This window comes from Saccharopolyspora sp. 6V (genome assembly GCF_020176785.1).
Lineage (GTDB): Bacteria > Actinomycetota > Actinomycetes > Mycobacteriales > Pseudonocardiaceae > Saccharopolyspora_C > Saccharopolyspora_C gregorii.
The window spans coordinates 35780-53064 of record NZ_JAIUKB010000026.1; the positions used below are offsets into that span (position 1 = coordinate 35780).

13 protein-coding genes, 1 pseudogene and 1 riboswitch are annotated in these 17285 nt (G+C 72.7%); of the genes and pseudogenes, 2 read left to right on the forward strand and 12 right to left on the reverse strand.

Features of this window, described 5'->3' with window-relative positions:
- Positions 1–6: 6 nt before the first annotated feature.
- Positions 7–582, forward strand: a complete 576-nt coding sequence (gene pth / locus LCD35_RS06105) for an aminoacyl-tRNA hydrolase (protein WP_224958600.1) — start codon at positions 7–9, stop codon at positions 580–582.
- Here pth and LCD35_RS06110 read toward each other — a convergent pair whose 3' ends face one another.
- From LCD35_RS06110 to rsmI, 12 genes and pseudogenes are all read right to left on the reverse strand, one after another.
- Positions 583–2235, reverse strand: coding sequence for a fatty acyl-AMP ligase (locus LCD35_RS06110; RefSeq protein WP_224958598.1), 1653 nt, complete (start codon positions 2233–2235; stop codon positions 583–585).
- Positions 2236–2568: 333 nt separating this feature from the next.
- A complete protein-coding gene (locus tag LCD35_RS06115; RefSeq protein ID WP_224958597.1) occupies positions 2569–4353 on the reverse strand; it encodes an ABC-F family ATP-binding cassette domain-containing protein in 1785 nt (594 codons plus the stop codon).
- 37 nt (positions 4354–4390) lie between these two features.
- On the reverse strand, positions 4391–5347 hold the full coding sequence (locus LCD35_RS06120) for a 4-(cytidine 5'-diphospho)-2-C-methyl-D-erythritol kinase (RefSeq protein ID WP_224958621.1): 957 nt from the start codon (positions 5345–5347) through the stop codon (positions 4391–4393).
- Between the two features lie 199 nt (positions 5348–5546).
- The gene (locus LCD35_RS06125; RefSeq protein WP_224960194.1) at positions 5547–6359 is read right to left on the reverse strand and encodes a MetQ/NlpA family ABC transporter substrate-binding protein; all 813 of its coding nucleotides are present in this window, start codon (positions 6357–6359) and stop codon (positions 5547–5549) included.
- Between the two features lie 99 nt (positions 6360–6458).
- Positions 6459–7142, reverse strand: coding sequence for a methionine ABC transporter permease (locus LCD35_RS06130; protein WP_224960195.1), 684 nt, complete (start codon positions 7140–7142; stop codon positions 6459–6461).
- Positions 7139–8161 carry a methionine ABC transporter ATP-binding protein gene (locus LCD35_RS06135; protein ID WP_224960196.1) on the reverse strand — a complete coding sequence of 341 codons (1023 nt, stop codon included), beginning with the start codon at positions 8159–8161 and terminating at the stop codon, positions 7139–7141. Before LCD35_RS06135 ends, LCD35_RS06130 begins: the two co-directional genes overlap by 4 nt.
- Before the next feature lie 267 nt (positions 8162–8428).
- Positions 8429–8518: riboswitch (SAM riboswitch) on the reverse strand.
- 202 nt (positions 8519–8720) lie between these two features.
- Positions 8721–9596 (reverse strand): 16S rRNA (adenine(1518)-N(6)/adenine(1519)-N(6))-dimethyltransferase RsmA, encoded by an 876-nt coding sequence (gene rsmA, locus LCD35_RS06140; protein ID WP_224960197.1) that lies wholly within the window; start codon positions 9594–9596, stop codon positions 8721–8723.
- Between the two features lie 161 nt (positions 9597–9757).
- Positions 9758–11314 (reverse strand): transglycosylase family protein, encoded by a 1557-nt coding sequence (locus LCD35_RS06145; RefSeq protein WP_374108040.1) that lies wholly within the window; start codon positions 11312–11314, stop codon positions 9758–9760.
- Positions 11315–12030: 716 nt separating this feature from the next.
- Positions 12031–12294: pseudogene (locus tag LCD35_RS06150) on the reverse strand (transglycosylase family protein); the annotation flags it as partial.
- A gap of 296 nt (positions 12295–12590) precedes the next feature.
- On the reverse strand, positions 12591–13403 hold the full coding sequence (locus LCD35_RS06155; RefSeq protein WP_224960201.1) for a TatD family hydrolase: 813 nt from the start codon (positions 13401–13403) through the stop codon (positions 12591–12593).
- Between the two features lie 101 nt (positions 13404–13504).
- A complete protein-coding gene (locus tag LCD35_RS06160; protein WP_224960199.1) occupies positions 13505–14521 on the reverse strand; it encodes a DUF4185 domain-containing protein in 1017 nt (338 codons plus the stop codon).
- A gap of 206 nt (positions 14522–14727) precedes the next feature.
- Positions 14728–15573 carry a 16S rRNA (cytidine(1402)-2'-O)-methyltransferase gene (rsmI, locus tag LCD35_RS06165; RefSeq protein WP_225043890.1) on the reverse strand — a complete coding sequence of 282 codons (846 nt, stop codon included), beginning with the start codon at positions 15571–15573 and terminating at the stop codon, positions 14728–14730.
- Between the two features lie 68 nt (positions 15574–15641).
- On the opposite strand from rsmI, the gene LCD35_RS06170 reads away from it, so the two are divergent.
- Positions 15642–17171 carry a dolichyl-phosphate-mannose--protein mannosyltransferase gene (locus LCD35_RS06170; protein ID WP_224960203.1) on the forward strand — a complete coding sequence of 510 codons (1530 nt, stop codon included), beginning with the start codon at positions 15642–15644 and terminating at the stop codon, positions 17169–17171.
- Positions 17172–17285: the final 114 nt, after the last annotated feature.

The following is a 17285-nucleotide window of genomic DNA, read 5'->3' on the forward strand; positions in this document are numbered from 1 at the left end:
AGCCTGGTGACCACTCCTGACTCGCCCGTCCTGATCGTCGGACTCGGCAATCCGGGACCGCGCTACGCGGGCAACCGGCACAACGTCGGTTTCCTCGTCGCCGACGAGCTCGCCGCCCGCGTCGGCGGTGGGTTCAAGGCGCACAAGTCCGGCGCCGACGTCGTCGAAGGCCGGTTGGGCGCCCGCCGCGTCGTGCTGGCGAAGCCCCGGTCGTTCATGAACCTCTCCGGCGGCCCCGTGGCGGGCACGTCGAAGTTCTTCAAGGCCACCCCCGAGACGCTGATCGTGGTGCACGACGAGCTGGACCTGCCGTACGGCACCGTCCGGCTCAAGCGCGGCGGCGGCGAGAACGGGCACAACGGGCTGCGGTCCATCACCAAGTCGCTGGGCACCAAGGACTACCTGCGGGTGCGGTTCGGCGTGGACCGCCCGCCGGGCCGGATGGACCCGGCGGACTACGTGCTCAAGGACTTCTCCGGCGCGGAGCGCAAGGACCTCGGCTACTTCGTGGACCTGTGCGCCGACGCCGTCGAGGCGCTGGCCGCGGACGGTCTGGAAGCCGCGCAGAACCGCTTCCACTGATCAGCCGGCGGCGGGCGGCACGAGTTCCGCGGTGGCGGCGCGCTTGAGCTTGCCGGACGGGGTCTTCGGCAGAGATCCGGGCGGCAGCACCACGACTGCGGCCGGGCGGACGCCGACGGCCCGCACCACGCTGCTGGTGATCTCCTTGCGCAGCGCCTTCTCCGCCGCCCCGTCGCCCGCGGACGCCGATTCGCAGACGACCGCGAACCGCTCCCGGCGGCTCCCCGCGTCGAGCCGGACCGCGGCCGCGTTCCCCGCGCGCACCCCGGCGACCTCGCTCGCGGCGCGCTCCACGTCCACCGGGTAGACGTTCCGCCCGCCCATGATGATCACGTCCTTGCGCCTGCCGCAGATGACGACCTGGCCGTCGACGAGGTAACCGTCGTCCCCGGTGTCCAGCCAGCCCGCCGCGTCCTGCGCGGGCACCGGCCCGTCCGCGGTGCGGTAGCCGGGCGTGACGGCGGCGCCGCGCACCCGCACCCGGCCCACCGCGCGCTCGCCCAGCTCGTTCCCCGCGTCGTCGACGACCTGCACTTCCATCCCGGGCAGCGGCGGCCCGAGCAGCGCGAACGATCGCGTTCCGCCGCCGGTGGCGGGTTCGGCGCGGCCGCGCACCTCCAGCGCTTCGGCGGAGACCACGTCCACCCGCGTCGGCCGGTCGAGCTCGGCGAACGTCACGGCCAGCGTCGCCTCCGCCATCCCGTAGGCGCACACCACCGCCGCGTCGCCCAGCCCGAAGCGGGCACCGGCCGCGGTGAACGAGCGGACCGCCGACACGTCGATCGGTTCGGCGCCGTTGAGCGCGAACCGCAGCCCGGACAGGTCGAACTCGCCGTCCTCGGCGCGGCTCATCCGGCGCGCGGCGATGGCGTAGGCGAAGTTCGGCGCCGCGGTCACGGTGCCGCCGTACTTGCCGATCAGCTTCGGCCACAGCAGCGGGGCGGCGAGGAAGTCGGTCGGTGTCACCTGCACCGCCTCCATCCCGATCGCCATCGGCACGGTGAGGGTGCCGACGAGGCCCATGTCGTGGAACAGCGGCAGCCAGGACACGGCCACGTCCCCCGCCGGGTCCAGGTGGGCGGCCTCGACCATCGCGGCGGTGTTCGCGGCCAGGTTGCCGTGGGTGATCCGCACCGCCTTCGGCTCCGCGGTCGATCCGCTGGTCAGCTGCAGCAGCGCGGTCGCGTCCTCCGCCACCGGCACCGGCTCGGCCAGCGGCTCGGGGTGCGCGACGAGGCCCGCGAGGTCGCGGTACCGGATGCGGTGCGAGTCGAGCAGGTCGGCGAGCGGCTCGAACGGCGGCCCGAGCAGCACCAGCTCGGCGTCGATCACGCCGAGCACCCGCACCGCGTCCTGCGCCCAGCGCGCCAGGTCGGTGCGCGGCGTCGGCTGGTGCAGCATCGTCACGCTGTTCCCGGCGAGCCAGCCGCCTTGCACGGCCGGTGCGATCAGGCCGGGGTCGGCGGCGAGCACGGCGACCGCCGCGCCGGGCCGGACGGTGCCGGTGAGCGCGGCGGCAACGCACCGGGCCTGCTCGTGCACCTCGGCCCAGGTGCGGCGCCGGGGTGCGCGGGGTTCGCCGGTGACCAGCCCGCGCGCGTCCGCCCCGCCGTCGAGCGCCGAGGCCACGATCCCGTCCACGAACCGGCTCATGTGACGCACATTACGACCGTTCCCAGGTGCGGGAAACCGTCGCAGCGACCAATCCACCCCGGCGAAAGGTCCTACCGACCGAACCCGCCCACCTCGACCCACAGCGAGGACCGCCTGCCCGTGAACCTGCTCGGCAGGTCGTATCCGTTGCATGTCAGCGGCGAAGCCGATGAGCTGACGACCACCCGATCAACAGGACCACCCGCGGGTTCTCAGCGGTTCCCTCGCGAGGACAGCTTTCCCCTCGTGGCAGAGCCACTCGGGAAAAAGATCCCGCAGCGAGGGAAACGCTGAGGTTCCGCCACCCCACCCCCTCGCAGCAGGACAACGACCTCAATCCAGCTGATCGGCCAGTTCCAGCCAGCGGGCTTCTACTTCGTCCTTCTCCTGCGACAGCGCCCGCAGCTCGGCGTTGAGCCCCTGCAGCCGCTCGGGTTCGGTGGCGGCCTCGGCGAGCTTGACGTGCAGGTCCTGCTCCTTCTTGCCGAGCTTGTCGAGCTGGCGCTCCAGCTTGGCGAGGTCCTTGCGCGCGGCCCGCTCCTGCGCCCCGGAGAGCTTGTTCTCCTTGGCCTCGGCCGAGTCGACGGCCTGCTTGCCGACGGACTCCTCCGCTTCGAGCAGCGAGCTGCGCCGCCGCAGGTACTCTTCGATGCCGCCGACGAGGTCGCTGAGCTTCCCGTCGCCGAACAGGGCGACGACCCGGTCGCACACCCGCTCCACCAGGTACCGGTCGTGCGAGACGACGACGAGGGTGCCGGGCCAGCCGTCGAGGAGGTCTTCGAGCTGCTGCAGGGTGTCGATGTCCAGGTCGTTCGTCGGTTCGTCGAGCACCAGCACGTTCGGCTCGCCCATCAGCAGCCGCGCGAGCTGGAGCCTGCGGCGCTCCCCGCCGGAGAGGTCGCCGACGGGCGTCCACTGCCGCCCCTTGCCGAACCCGAAGCGCTCCCCCAGCTGGGAGGCGGTGAGCTCGTACTTGCCGAGCTGCACGCGTTCGGCCACGTCCTCGATGGCCTCCAGCACCCGCCAGTCGCCGGGCAGGTCGTGCAGTTCCTGCGTGAGGTGGGCGAGCCGCACGGTGGCGCCGACCTTGCGGGTGCCCGCGTCCGGTTCGCGTTCGCCCGCGATCAGCCGCAGCAGCGTCGTCTTGCCGGAGCCGTTCACGCCGACGACGCCGATCCGGTCGCCGGGGCCGATTCGCCAGGTCACGTCCCGCAGCAGGGTGCGGTCGGCGATCCGCAGGTCGACGTCCTCCAGCTCGACGACGGTCTTGCCGAGCCGCCGCTTCGCGAAGCTGACCAGTTCGACGGTGTCCCGCGGCGGCGGGACGTCGGAGATCAGCGCTTCGGCGGCCTCCACCCGGTAGCGCGGCTTGGAGGTGCGGGCCTTCGCACCGCGCTGCAGCCAGGCGAGTTCCTTGCGGGCCAGGTTCTGCCGCTTCTCCTCGGCCTGCTGGGCGAGCCTGCCGCGCTCGGCGCGGGCGTAGATCCAGTCGGCGTAGCCGCCTTCGTACTGCTCCACCTTGCCCTGGGTGACCTCCCAGGTGCGGTTGCAGACGGTGTCCAGGAACCAGCGGTCGTGCGTGACGATGACGAGGGCGCAGCGGCGGGCCAGCAGGTGATCGGCCAGCCAGCGCACCCCTTCCACGTCGAGGTGGTTCGTCGGCTCGTCCAGCACCAGCAGGTCGAGGTCGCGCACCAGCGCGGCGGCCAGCGCGACCCGGCGGCGCTCCCCGCCGGAGAAGTCGGCGACGGGCGTGTCCAGCCCGAGCCGGGTCATGCCGAGCCCGGTGAGCACCGAGCGGACCCGCGCGTCGGCGGCCCACTCGTGCTCGGCGGTGAACCCGTGCGGGTCGAGCACGGCGTTGCGCACGGTCGACCCGGGCGGGAGTTCGGTGCGCTGGGTGACGACGGCCATCCGCAGGTCGCGGGACTGGCTGACGCGGCCGGAGTCGGGTTCTTCGGCACCGGAGAGCACTTCCAGCAGCGTGGTCTTGCCGCCGCCGTTGAGGCCGACGACCCCGATGCGTTCGCCTTCGTCGACGCCGAGGGACACGCCGTCCAGCAGCGGTCGCACTCCGTAGCTCTTGCTCACCGATTCGAGGTTGATCAGGTTCGCCATCGGGGGTGTGGATCTCCAGAGGAACGTGGGGGGTGGGTCAGGCGTGGACCTGCGGCGGAGTGGGCCGGTCGGCGCGGTCGTCACCGACGATCCGCGCGCCGGGCACCGGGCCCTGCGCGACCCGCACGGTGCGGCACACGCCCGCGCCGGACAGCTCGGCGGCCACCCGGACCGCGGCGTCGTCGTCGGTGCACAGGAACGCGCAGGTCGGGCCGGAGCCGGACACGATCCCGGCGAGCGCGCCCGCTTCCACGCCGGCGCGCAGCGTGCGGCGCAGGTTCGGCCGCAGCGACACCGCCGCGGACTGCAGGTCGTTGCCCAGCAGCAGCGCCAGCTGCCGCGGGTCGCCGGAGGCCAGCGCCTCCAGCAGCGGTTCCACCTCGCCGACGCGGTGCGGGCCGGTGTCGCCGCGCAGCCGGTCCAGCTCGGCGTACACGCCGGGGGTCTCCAGGCCGCGCCGGTCCAGCGCGATCACCCAGTGGAAGGTGTGCCGGGCCAGCACCGGGACCAGCCGCTCGCCGCGACCGGTGCCGAGCGCGGTCCCGCCCAGCAGCGAGAACGGCACGTCGCTGCCGATCTTCGCGGCGAGGTCGGCGAGGTCGTCCCGGCCGATCTCCAGCCGCCACAGCGCGTTCACGGCCAGCAGCGCGGCGGCCGCGTCGGCGCTGCCGCCCGCCATGCCGCCCGCTACGGGGATGCCCTTGCGGATCGTGAGCTGCACGCCCGGTTCCTCCGGGTCGCGGCCGGAGTGCTCGGCGAGCAGCTGCACCGCCCGCCACGCCAGGTTGCTCGGCCCGGTCGGGACCGAGTCGGCGCCTTCGCCGTGCACCTCGATGCCGGGCTCGTCGGCGGTGCGCACCGTCACCTCGTCGGTGAGCGAGAGCGCTTGGAAGACGGTGACCAGCTCGTGGTAGCCGTCCGGGCGGGTATCGCCGACCGACAGGTGCAGGTTCACCTTGGCCGGGACACGCACGGTGATGGGGGTGGGTACCACGGAGAGCACCCCTAGAGCGTACGTGTCCGCGCGACTCGCGTGCCGCCCCAGCACCCGACTTCACAGCGGAACCTCCGCGCACCCGGCCGGAATTCCCGGTCGGGCGATGGCACCGCCACCAGGTGGATCTTCGTCCAGCCCGGCCCGGACGCACCGCGGCCCCCCCGCTGCCACGAGGGGCCCCCCGGTCCGGGATCGATCAGGAAGCGGGGATCACCGAGATGCCGCCGTAGGTCTTGTTGATGAAGTCCTCGACCTCCGGCGAGCGCAGCAGCTCGGCCAGCTTCTGCACCCGCGGGTCCTTCGCCATCTCGGGCGAGGCGACGAGACCGTTGGCGTACGGGTTGTTCTCCGCGCTCTCCACCGCGATCGGATCCTTCAGCCCGGCTTTGAGCGCGTAGTTGCCGTTCACGATGGCCGCGTCGGCGTCATCGACCGAGCGGGGCAGCTGGTCGCTGGAGAGCTCCTGGAACTGGATGTTCTTCGGGTTCTCCGCCACGTCGCGCACCCCGGCGCCCTGCTCGGCGCCCGGCTTCAGCTTGAGGACACCGTTGGCCTGCAGCAGTTCCAGGCTGCGGGTCTGGTTCGACGGGTCGTTGGGCAGCGCGATCCGCGCGCCGTTCGGCAGCTCCTGGAGGGAGCGGACCTTCTTGGAGTAGACCGACAGCGGTTCGAGGTGCACCGTCTGCACCCATTCGAACTCGCCGCCGCGCTGCGCCTGGTACTCCGCCAGGTACGGCTTGTGCTGGTAGTAGTTCGCGTCCAGCTCGCCGTTGGCGACGGCCTCGTTGGGCCGGTTGTAGTCGTCGAACTTCTCGATCTCGATCTCGATGCCTGCCTTCTCGGCCAGGTCGTCCTTGACGAACTGCAGGATCTCGCCGTGCGGCTGCGGGCTGACGCCGATGGTCAGCGGGGCCTCGGGGTCCTGCGCGGCGGGCGTGCCGGAGCCGCCGCAACCTGCGAGCGCCAGCGTCGCGGCGGTGAGCACCACGGCCAGGGAGCGAAAACGCATCGATCGCGTCCTTTCTGGAGGGCCGGCCGGTGACGCGCACCGGCGGCCGGCGGGGATCGCACGTCCCCGTCGTCGGAGTGTTCCTGGTGAGCTGCGGGCCTAGCCGGTCGCGCTGCGGCGGCGGTCCACTGCTTTGGCGGTGATGTCGGTGAGCAGCTGCATGGCGAAGGCCAGCACGGCCAGCACCGCCACCGATCCGTACAGCACGCGCTCGTCGTACGCCTGGTAGCCGTCCTGGATGGCGGTGGTCCCGAGACCTCCGCCGCCGATGGCGCCGGCCATCGCCGCGTAGCCGATGAGCGCGACGGCGGTGACGCCGACGGCCCCGACCAGCGCGGCGCGGGCCTCGCCGAGCAGCACGGTCCACACGATCCGCCACCGGCTCGACCCGGTGGTGATCGCGGCTTCGACGACGGTGAAGCTCACCTCCCGCAACGCGTTCTGCGTCAGCCGCGCGAAGAACGGCACCGCGCCGACGACCAGCGGGACGATCACCGCGGTGCTGCCGATGGACGTGCCCACCAACAACCTGGTGAAGGAGGCCAGCACCACCAGCAGCACCACGAACGGCACGGACCGCACCACGTCGACGACCACACCGAGGATCCGGTGCAGCGTCGGACGCGGGTTGAGCCCGACCGGAGAACTCAGGTGCAGGAACACGCCGAGCGGCAGTCCACCGAGGACCGCCAGCACGGTCGCCACCAGCACCATGTAGAGCGTTTCGACGGTGGCACCGCCGAGCAGCTCCGCTACTTCCGCCCAGGGGGTCGGATCACTCACGCCGCGACTCCATCAACACTGACCGGGGTGCGCCGCACGTGCGCGTCCCGGTCGACCATCCACTTCAGGGCCGACTCGGACCGCTCGCCGGTGAGTCCGATGCGGAACTTCGCCACCGGGGTGTCCCCGAGCCGGGTGAGCCCGCCGCCGAGGATGGACAGCTCCACCCCGAAGCGGGCGGCCGCCTCCGGCAGCAGCGCCCCGACGGCGGCGAAGCCGACGAGGACCACTTCGGCGACCACGTCGTGCCGCACTCCGGGCACGGCGGGCGCCTGGTCGGTCTCGGGCAGCAGGCTGGTGCTGACCCGGCTGCCGGGTTCGGCGACGAGGTCGAGCACCTTGCCGTGCTCCACGACGCGCCCGCCTTCGAGCACGGCCACGTCGTCGGCGATGCGCCGCACCACGGCCATGTCGTGGGTGACCACCAGGACGGTGACGCCCAGTTCAGAACGCGCCCGGTCCAGCACGGTCAGCACCGAGTCGGTCGTGCCCGGGTCCAGCGCCGAGGTCGGTTCGTCGGCCAGCAGCACCGAGGGCTTGGCGGCCAGCGCGCGGGCGACCGCGATGCGCTGCCGCTGCCCGCCGGAGAGCCGGTCCGGGTAGGTCGGCGCCTTGTCGGTGAGCCCCACCAGGTCGAGCAGTTCGGCGACGCGGCTGCGGCGCTGCGGTGCGGGCATCCCGGCGGCTTCGAGCGGGAGCGCCACGTTGCCCGCGGCGGTCCGCTGCCGCAGCAGCGAGTCGCCCTGCGGCACGACGCCGATGTGGCGGCGGGCGGCGCGCAGCGCGGCGCCTTCGAGGGCCACGAGGTCGGTGCCGTCGACCCGGATGGCACCGCGGTCCGGCTTCTCCAGCAGGGCGATGCACCGGGCGAGGGTGGACTTGCCCGCGCCGCTGGGGCCGACGACGCCGAGCACGGCGCCCGCGGGGACCTCCAGGGACACGTCGTCGAGGGCGACGACGTCGGACCGGCTCGACTGGTCGTGCCGGAAGGACTTGGTGAGGTTCTCGACTGTGATCACGATCGCTCCGCATCAGCTCACGCCGGCCTGCGGGCATGCCGCGGCCGGGCGGGGAGGAACAGAAGGGCCTGGTGGGGCGGTGACGACTGGGGTCGTCAGCCGGCGAGGCGACAGGCCGTCGTGGTGCGGCGTCCGTGATCGATGACCCGGCGCTGGGTCAAGGCGAGGCCGTGCGGACCGGATCCGACGCGAGCGCGACCGCCGCGGGCCTGCCGGCGGCTGGTCCGGGGCGCACGTTCACCTGCGAGCAGAGTTTCAGACACCACAACTCCATCGACCCTGGCGTTAGCACCTGCTCCGGTGGAGTGGTTGCTGCGGCGTCGTGGAGCCAGGTCTCTCAGCCGCTCGGGATGGATTTCCCGCATAGTAGAACGCAGCGGTGTCGACGGGCGCAAGCCAAAACCCGTCACTATGTGGAATCGTTTGACAAATCACATCCCCCTGTTGAGCAGGGGGCATGGCCCGCCGTGAATATTCCGGTGACCTTATGTGATCAACACTACGGTTTTCCCTCCGGACGGACCAACGAAGTCCCGAAGGGAGGCGACGCAGCGGAACGTCAGCGCGCCGGTTCTCCGGCGGCCTCGGCCACCCGGGCGAAATCGGCCACGGTGAGCTGCTCGCCCCGCGCCGCCGGATCCACCCCCGCCGCCCGCAGCACCTCTTCGGCGCGCGCCGCCGACCCGGCCCAGCCCGACAGCGCCGCCCGCAGCGTCTTGCGCCGCTGCGCGAACGCCGCGTCCACCGCCGCGAACACCTGCGCCCGCGGCGCCGCCGACGGCGGATCGACCCGGGAGAACGCCACCAGCCCGGAATCGACGTTCGGCACCGGCCAGAACACGTTGCGCGGCACCGGCCCGGCGCGCCGGACGTCGGCGTACCACGCGGCCTTCACGCTCGGCACCCCGTAGGTGCGACCACCCGGTTTCGCGGCCAGCCGGTCGGCGACCTCGGACTGCACCATCACCAGCCCGGTGCGCAGCGACGGCAGCTCCGCCAGCAGGTGCAGCACCACCGGCACCGCCACGTTGTACGGCAGGTTCGCCACCAGCGCGGTCGGCCGCGGCTCGGCGAAGTCGGCGGCCCGCACCCGCAGCGCGTCGGCGGGCAGCACCCGCAACCGGTCGCACAGCTCGGGGGCGAACTCGGCGGCGGTGCGCGGCAACCGCTCGGCGAGCACCGGATCGATCTCCACGGCCACCACCCCGGCGGCCTCCGGCAGCAACGCCAAGGTCAGCGAGCCCAGCCCGGGCCCGACCTCCAGCACCACGTCCTCGGCGGTGAGCTCGGCCGCGCCGACGATGCGGCGCACCGTGTTCGAGTCGTGCACGAAGTTCTGGCCCAGCCGTTTCGTCGGCCGGATCCCGAGTTCCCCCGCCAGCCGGCGAACATCGGCCGGCCCGAGCAACCGCGCCTGGTTCGCGTGCTGTTCCACGAGGTCAAAGCTACCCGCGCCCGCTTCCCGCACCGCGCCCGCCCTCCCCCGCGCTGATCAGGACCGCACCGAGCAGGCCCGGGAACGCGAACGAGCGGGCACCGGCACGAGGCCGATGACCGGTCGAAGAACGCGGGAGCCGGGAACCGTCCCGGCGCGGCTCAGCTCAGGCCGAGCTTCGAGGAGCAGCCCGGCCAGGCGCCGTAGCTGCCGCCGCGGGCGTCGCGCACCTTCGTGGCGACCGAGATCTGCTGTTCCCGGCTGGCCTGGTGCGGGTAGGCCGCGTACTGGTCGCCGCCGTAGGCGTCCCAGGTGCTCTTGTCGAACTGGAGACCGCCGTAGTAGCCGTTGCCGCTGTTGATCGACCAGTTGCCGCCGGCCTCGCACTGCACCAGCTTGTCCCAGACGGCGCTGTTCGGCGGCTGCTTGGTGCCGACGCGGACGACCTTCTCGGTCGGCTCCTTGGTGATCTTCTCGCCGACCGCTTCGCGACCGGTCTCCTCGCCGTTGCGGGTGCTCACCCGGGTGAAGACGATCTTCTCGCCGGGCGTGCCCGGGTTCTCGACCTTCTCCTCGCCCTTGAGCATGGAGTCGTCTTCGATCTCCTTGACCGGCGGCTCGATCGGCACCGTCACGTTGATCACGGTGCTGCCGGTGCGGTCGATCTGCACCGTGGCACCGCTGGTGATCTTCTGGTCGCCGCCGGGGGTGATGTGGTCTTCCGGCCCGAGCTGGAGGTTCTGCTCCTGCACCAGCTCGTCGACGGTCACCGCGGTGGTCGTCAGCTGCCGGGGCTCGCCCGCGCCGTCGGTGATCGTGATGTCCTTGGCGGTCTTGACCACCAGGTCCATGCCCTGCTCGGGCACCGCCGTGCTGCGCGCGCTGGAGACCCAGGCGCCGTCGTCGGCGACGCCGAGCTGGCGCAGCGCCTGGCCGACGGTCACCGACCGGACCCACTCCTCGCGCTGCTCGCCGTCCACCGTCATCTTCAGCAGGCGGCCGCGGTCGAGGGTGATCGTGTCGTTGTGCCCGACCTTGGACTGCGGGGAGGGGCTCAGCGCGTCGTGCTCGCCGATGCTGATGCCCTCGTCCTCGAGGACTTCGCCGACGGTCGACTCGTAGGTGTTGACCTGGCGTTCCTTGCCGTCGATCTCGACGGTGACGGACTTGTCCATCGCGGCGGCGGCACCGCCGGAGCCGGTCAGGGTGAGGATGACCGCGGCGACCGCGCCCTTGAGGAAGCGCTGCTTCCACGAGGTGATCGCTTCGACGACCTCCGGGGAGGGCTGCGCCTGCGGTTCACCGAGCTCGTCGGGCAGGACCAGCGGCGGCATGACCACGGTCTCTGCGTTGATGAGCCGGATGAGCTCGTCGACGTCGATGTCGGCAGTCGCGAGCATCTCGTCGGCCTGCGGTCCGAGCGCTTCGAGCACGTCGTCCGGCGTGATCTCCAGCGCGCCGGGCGGGAAGCTCGGGTGGTCCTGCGCCGGGTACCGGTCGCTGATGGGGGCGAAGGGCTGCTCGGCGGTGATCTCCGCATCGCTCTCGCGATCGAGCAGGCCGACCGCGGTCTGCTGCTGCGGGCTCACGGGGCTGAACCAGTCCGTCGAGGGCTCGAATGAATCGGCCCAGTAGCCGTGGTCTCGGCCTGCACCACCCAGCTGTTCATCACTGCTGGTGGAGCTGGCGTGGGCACCGGGGATGCCGCGTCCGTTCACAGGGTCGCTACCTCTCGAAAGCGAGAAGCCGTCCGCGCGCGGGTGACCGAGGGGAGTTCGCCGAGCATGTCCGGTTCGAACTCCTTCACCTGCCGCTGCGCGACTTCGTGCTTCGTTTCCGTATCCGACTCCCGTAGCCAAGCGCCGTCTTCAGCCGATACCTGATGCGAACCGGTCTCGTTCCCAGCTCGATCGGTGGCACCGACTTCCCCGACGTACCCGGCGGCGACTAGCGGGCGTTCCCGTGACTTCGTTGTCATCGGTTACGAGGCCGAGACTCTAGCGTGATCCCGCGGGCCCGCCAAGGGGCCCCCCGGCGGTGTGACCTGGGTTACGCCGATTTGCCGCGCAACCGTGCACCGTCGGTGATCGGGTCGAGTGATCGACCGCGAACCGCTGCCAGTTTTCCCACCACCGCCGCGGTTTCGCCGCTCCGCGCCGAGATCGACCACTTCGTCCCCAGTGGACGGTTTGATCGTCCCTGGTGAGCGGATCACCAGTCGCCCCGATCAGCGGATCCGGCTCGGGCGCCGGGACGGCGGGTGGGGGGCGGGCGACGGGAGAGAGCGGTCATCTCCCGCCGCCCGCGCCGGCGGCGGCAACGACCGTCCGGACGCGGTGGGTGATGAGGAACCTCACTTCCTCACACTCCCGGGCGATCTCCGGCGGTCGAGCCGTTCAGCGGCGCTTCGGGACGCCGTTCGGAGCAGGAGCGCTCAACGCGGGAGCCCGAGCTTCCGGGCGCACGCCGGCCAGGCCCCGTAGCCGCCGCGGTCGTCGCGCAGCGCGCTCGCCACCGAGATCTGCTGCTCGCGCGAGGCGCGGTGCGGGTAGCGGGCGAAGCCCTCGCCGCCGTAGGCCGCCCACGTGCTGCGGTCGAACTGGAGCCCGCCGTAGTAGCCGTTCCCGCTGTTGGTGGCCCAGTTCCCGCCGGATTCGCACTGCGCCAGCCGGTCCCACACCTGCGCGGTGCGGGGTTCTCCGGCGTCACCGCTGCGCTCGGGGGCGGGTGCCGCGGTCGCGAGCGGCGCGCCGCACAGCGTGATCGCGGCGGCGATTCCGATCCTGGTGATGCCACGGATGCGCATACAGGTCCTGACTGCCGTGCCTCCGGGCAGCGGTCCCGGCGCCTGCCGCGGACCTGTCGGGTCCACTGTGGCCGATCGCCGAGCGGGGCCGCCCCCGGCTTCCGCAGGGGACGCTAGGTCGCCGGGTCGCGGTCGCAAGTCAGTGCGCGCGCCCGGCACGACGGCAGGGCACGCTCAGTCAGCGCAGGTCAGCCGGTTCCTACCTGATCGAGGCGGAAGATCCGCTCTGCCGTGGCGGTGGTGGCCACGGCGAGTTCCGCGAGATCGGCTCCGCGCAGTTCCGCGAGCTCTCGAAGGGTGTAATTGACGCAGTAGGGCTCGTTGGGGCGCCCGCGGAACGGGTGCGGGGTGAGGAACGGCGCGTCGGTCTCCACCAGCATCTGCTCCACCGGCACCAGCCGGGCCGCCTCGCGCAGGCCGGCCGCGTTGGCGTTGCGGAAGGTCGCGGTGCCCGCGAACGAGAGCACGTAGCCGCGGTCCACGCAGGCGCGGGCGAACTCCGCGTCCCCGGAGAAGCAGTGGAAGACCACCGCCTCCGGCGACCCCTCCTCGGTCAGGATGCGCAGGATGTCCTCGTGCGCCTCCCGGTCGTGGATCATCAACGGCTTGCCGGTGCGCTTGGCCAGGTCGATGTGCCAGCGGAACGCCTCGTGCTGCGATGCCGGCGAGGAGAAGTCCCAGTAGTAGTCCAGCCCGGTCTCGCCGATCGCCACGACCCGCGGCCGCTCGGCCAGCTCCGCCAGCACCTCCCGGGCGGCGTCGGTGAGGTCCTCGGCCCTGGTCGGGTGCAGCGCCACCGCGGCGAACACGCGGTCGTCCCAGGTAGCGGCCTCGGCGGCCCAGCGCGCGGCCTCGAGGTCGTCGGCGACGGTGATCACCCGGGTGATCCCGGCGGCTTCGGCGCGGTCGACCAGGGTGCGCACGTCCTCGGCGGTCTTCGCGCCGCACGCGTCGAGGTGGGTGTGCGCGTCCACCGCGGGCGCGGGCAGCGCCTCCGGCATCGGCGGCCGTTCCTTCTTGTCCTTCTTGCTCACCGTCAAACCCCTCGGTCGGTCGTGCCACCGGCGAGCCTACGGTCCGCGCGGAGCCCGACCGGACGGGGTCATTCCAGGTCGGCGCGCAGGAAGGACACGTTGTACGGCCGCCACTGCGTCGTCGTGAAGTACACCGCGGGCCGGTCCGCCGCCCACGGGTGCTGGAAGCCGCCGTAGAGCGCGGGGAACCGGGATCCGGCGGCCAGCACCCGTCCCGCCGACCACGGTCCGGTGAGCCGGTCGGCGGTGCGCAGCACGATCGCGGCCCGCCGCTCGTCCAGGTGCACCGCGAACCACTGGCCGAAGTGGGTGTTGAACTGCACGGACAGCTCCGCGACCGGGGCGGCGAGCACCGGCAGCGCCTCCCGCTCGTCCGCGGTCCAGCCGCGCGCCGTCCAGTACTCGTAGGCCGCCGGGTCCAGCAGGTCGTCCGGGCCGACCCGGGCGAGGTGCCCGGCGCCGAACCGGCCGCTCGGCGTGCCCAGCAGGTGCACCCGCCCGGCCACGACGCCCGCGAATGCGAGCTGCTGGAACGGGTGGCCGCCCTGGTCGCGGCGGCGGAACCGGCGCAGGAACGGCTGCCGGTCGTTGCGCCACACCGCCGACTCCGACTTCGTCCAGCTGCGGCCGCCGTCGTCGGAGTACGCCAGCGCCCCGTAGTTCGTGTGCCACGAACCAGGAACTCCCCAGCGCCGCACCGACATGTAGTGCAGGTGGTTCCGCCCGCCGACGGCGATGCCCGCAGTGGGGATCACGGTGTGCTCGCGGACGCCGGTGCGGTCGCCGGGCAGGAACTGGGCCGCGCCACCGTCCTCCCGGCGCACCACCCAGTCCAGGTCGAGCCCCGAGTCGAGGTCGGTCCCGGTGCTGCGGGCGAGCACGTTGCACCGCCAGTCCGCGTGCTTCGGGCCGGCACCGCTACCGCCCCAGCGCTCGCCGTAGGTGTCGCCGAACGCGGCCAGCACCCCGCCGCGCCCGTCGTCCCACAAGATCCCGAGGTCGGTCGCGACCACGCCCGATCCGGCGTTGCGCGACTCCGCACCGGTGATCGCCGCCAGCCTGGTAGTCCCGGTCACCCACACCATGCGCGCACGGTAGCCCCGCACCCCACCGCACCGCCCGGCTTCGACCGCGCCCAGCAGGCCCGGACCGCTGAGCAGCGACCACCCGGGCGACGGCCACCGCCGCGGGATCGACGTTCCCCCGCGCGGAGCGACCGGTGACCACGGTCCCGCAGTGGGGATCCCGCCGACGCCACCCGGCCCGCGGCGGAGGGGCGGGCTCGCTCAGCTCACTGCCGGGCGGCGAGCACCGCGGTGTACAGCTCGTTCTTGCGGGCGCCGCTGAGCTCGGCGACCTCGGCGACGGCGTCCTTGAGCCGCATGCCCTCGGCGGCCCGCTCCTCGACCTGCGGCACCAGGTCGGCCGGGTCCTGCGAGACCGGGGCCGCGCCGCCGATCACCACGGTGATCTCGCCGCGCACCTCGGCGCCCGCCCATTCGGCGAGCGAACCCAGGTCGCCGCGGCGCACCTCCTCGTAGGTCTTGGTCAGCTCGCGGCACACCACCGCCGCCCGGTCCGGGCCGAGCACCGCGACCGCGTCCGCCAAGGTGTCCGCGAGCCGCCGCGGCGACTCGAAGAACACGCAGGTCCGCTGCTCGGCGAGCAGCCGCCCGAACCAGCGGCGCCGCTCCCCCGGCTTGCGCGGCGGGAAGCCCTCGAAGCAGAACCGGTCCGACGGCAGCCCGGACACGGCCAGCGCCGTCGTCACCGCCGACGGCCCCGGCAGGCAGGTCACCGGCAGTCCCTCGGCCGCGCACGCCGACACCAACCGGTACCCGGGGTCGGACACGCTCGGCATCCCGGCGTCGGTCACCAGCAGCACGTCCTGGCCGTCCCGCAGCGATTCCAGCAGCCGCGGGGTGCGCGCCGCCTCCACGTCCTCGTAGTAGCTGACGATCTTCCCGGCCGGGTTCACCCTTAGCGACGTCGCCAGCGTGCGCACCCGGCGGGTGTCCTCCGCGGCGATGATCGTCGCCGAGCCGAGCGCATCGACCAACCGGGCGGACGCGTCGCGGGCATCACCGAGCGGGGTCGCGGCGAGCACCAACGTGCCCGATCCGGATTCGAGGTCCATGAGCCCAACCCTACGATTCACGTGTGAGCGTGCTCGTGCCGAACTCCACCGGCGGCCAGGCCGAGAACATGGTCGAACCCGGTCAGACCCCGCCCGCGGCCGAACCCGGTTCTCGGGACGCCCGGGCGCTGCTCGCACCGAGGATGCCGTCCGACCGGCTGCGCGGCTGGATCGTGACGCTGGTGATCGGGTTGATCGCCGGGATCGTGCGGATCTGGGACCTGGGCCGGGCCACCGACGACGGGACGCCGGTCTTCGACGAGAAGTACTACGCGATCCAGGCGTGGCAGATGCTGCGCAACGGCGGTTACGAGGACAACCCCGGCTACGAGGTCGTCGCGCACCCGCCGGTCGGCAAGCAGCTCATCGCGATCGGCGAGTGGGTGTTCGGGTACGGCCCATGGAGCTGGCGCATCTCGGCGGCGCTGGCGGGCACGATCATGGTGGTGCTGCTGGTGCGCATCGCCCGCAGGCTCACCCGTTCCACGCTGCTGGGCGCGCTCGCCGGGATCCTGCTGATCTGCGACGGGGTCAGCCACGTGCAGTCGCGGGTCGGGATGCTCGACATCTTCCAGGCGCTGTTCGTGCTCGCCGCGTTCGCGCTGCTGCTGGTGGACCGCGACCGGATGCGGGAGCGGCTGTCGCTGGTCGTCGCCGAAGGGCGCATCGGCGACAGCCGGTGGGGACCGCGGCTGGGCTTCCGGTGGTGGCGGTTCGCCGCGGGCGTCTCGCTGGGGCTGACCTGCGGGGTGAAGTGGAACGGCATCTACTACATCATGGCGTTCGGCCTGCTCAGCGTGCTGTGGGACGCGTGGGCGCGGCGGACCGCGGGGGTGGAGCGGCCGTGGGTGGGCGCGCTGGTGCGGGACACGGTGCCCGCGCTGGGCTCGCTGCTGGTGCTGCCGCTGGCGGTGTACTTCGCGACCTGGGCGAACTGGTTCGCCAGCGAGACCGCCACCGACCGGAACGCGGCGATCACCGCCTCCGACGTGGGGATGGGCTTCCTGCCGGACCCGCTGCGCTCGCTGCTGTACTACCAGCTCAACGTGCTGGACTTCCACACCCACCTGACCACCGGGAACCACCCGCACCCGTGGGAGTCGAAGCCGTGGGCGTGGCCGATGGGCATGCGACCGATGCTCTACTACTACGAGTCGGGGCTGCCCGGCTGCGGCGGGTCGAACTGCGTGCAGGCGACGATGCTGCTGGGCACGCCCGCGATGTGGTGGCTCTCGCTGCCGGTGGCGGCCTGGGCGGTGTGGCGGGCGGCGAGCCGGCTGGACTGGCGCTACACCGCGGTGCTGGTGGGCTACGCCGCCGGGTACCTGCCGTGGTTCATCAACCTGGACCGGCAGATGTACTACTTCTACGCGACGCCGATGGCGCCGTTCCTGGTGCTGGGGATCGTGCTGGTGCTGGGCGAGGTGCTCGGCGCGGCGCGGGAGCACACCGAGCGGCGGAAGACGGGGCTGCTGCTGGTGGCGCTGTACGTCGGCCTGGTGGTGGCGAACTTCGCCTGGTTGTGGCCGATCCTGAACGGGGAGCCGATCACGCAGGAGCACTGGCAGGCCGAGCTGTGGCTGCCGTCCTGGCGCTGACCGCGCCGCGGCGGGGGGGGGGGGCCGGGGGCGGGGGGGGGCGGGGGGGGCGGGGGGGCCCGGGGGGGGGGGGGGGGGGGGGGGGGGGCGGCCCCCCCCCCGGGGGGGGCCCGG

What these genes read in the sequence shown, in the direction of transcription:
- LCD35_RS06110 (WP_224958598.1), bottom strand. Translation starts at nt 2,235, where the DNA reads ATGAGCCGGTTCGTGGACGGGATCGTGGCCTCGGCGCTCGACGGCGGG.
- LCD35_RS06115 (WP_224958597.1), bottom strand. Translation starts at nt 4,353, where the DNA reads ATGGCGAACCTGATCAACCTCGAATCGGTGAGCAAGAGCTACGGAGTG.
- LCD35_RS06125 (WP_224960194.1), bottom strand. Translation starts at nt 6,359, where the DNA reads ATGCGTTTTCGCTCCCTGGCCGTGGTGCTCACCGCCGCGACGCTGGCG.
- LCD35_RS06155 (WP_224960201.1), bottom strand. Translation starts at nt 13,403, where the DNA reads ATGCCGGAGGCGCTGCCCGCGCCCGCGGTGGACGCGCACACCCACCTC.
- LCD35_RS06160 (WP_224960199.1), bottom strand. Translation starts at nt 14,521, where the DNA reads ATGGTGTGGGTGACCGGGACTACCAGGCTGGCGGCGATCACCGGTGCG.
- rsmI (WP_225043890.1), bottom strand. Translation starts at nt 15,573, where the DNA reads ATGGACCTCGAATCCGGATCGGGCACGTTGGTGCTCGCCGCGACCCCG.
- LCD35_RS06170 (WP_224960203.1), top strand. Translation starts at nt 15,642, where the DNA reads ATGGTCGAACCCGGTCAGACCCCGCCCGCGGCCGAACCCGGTTCTCGG.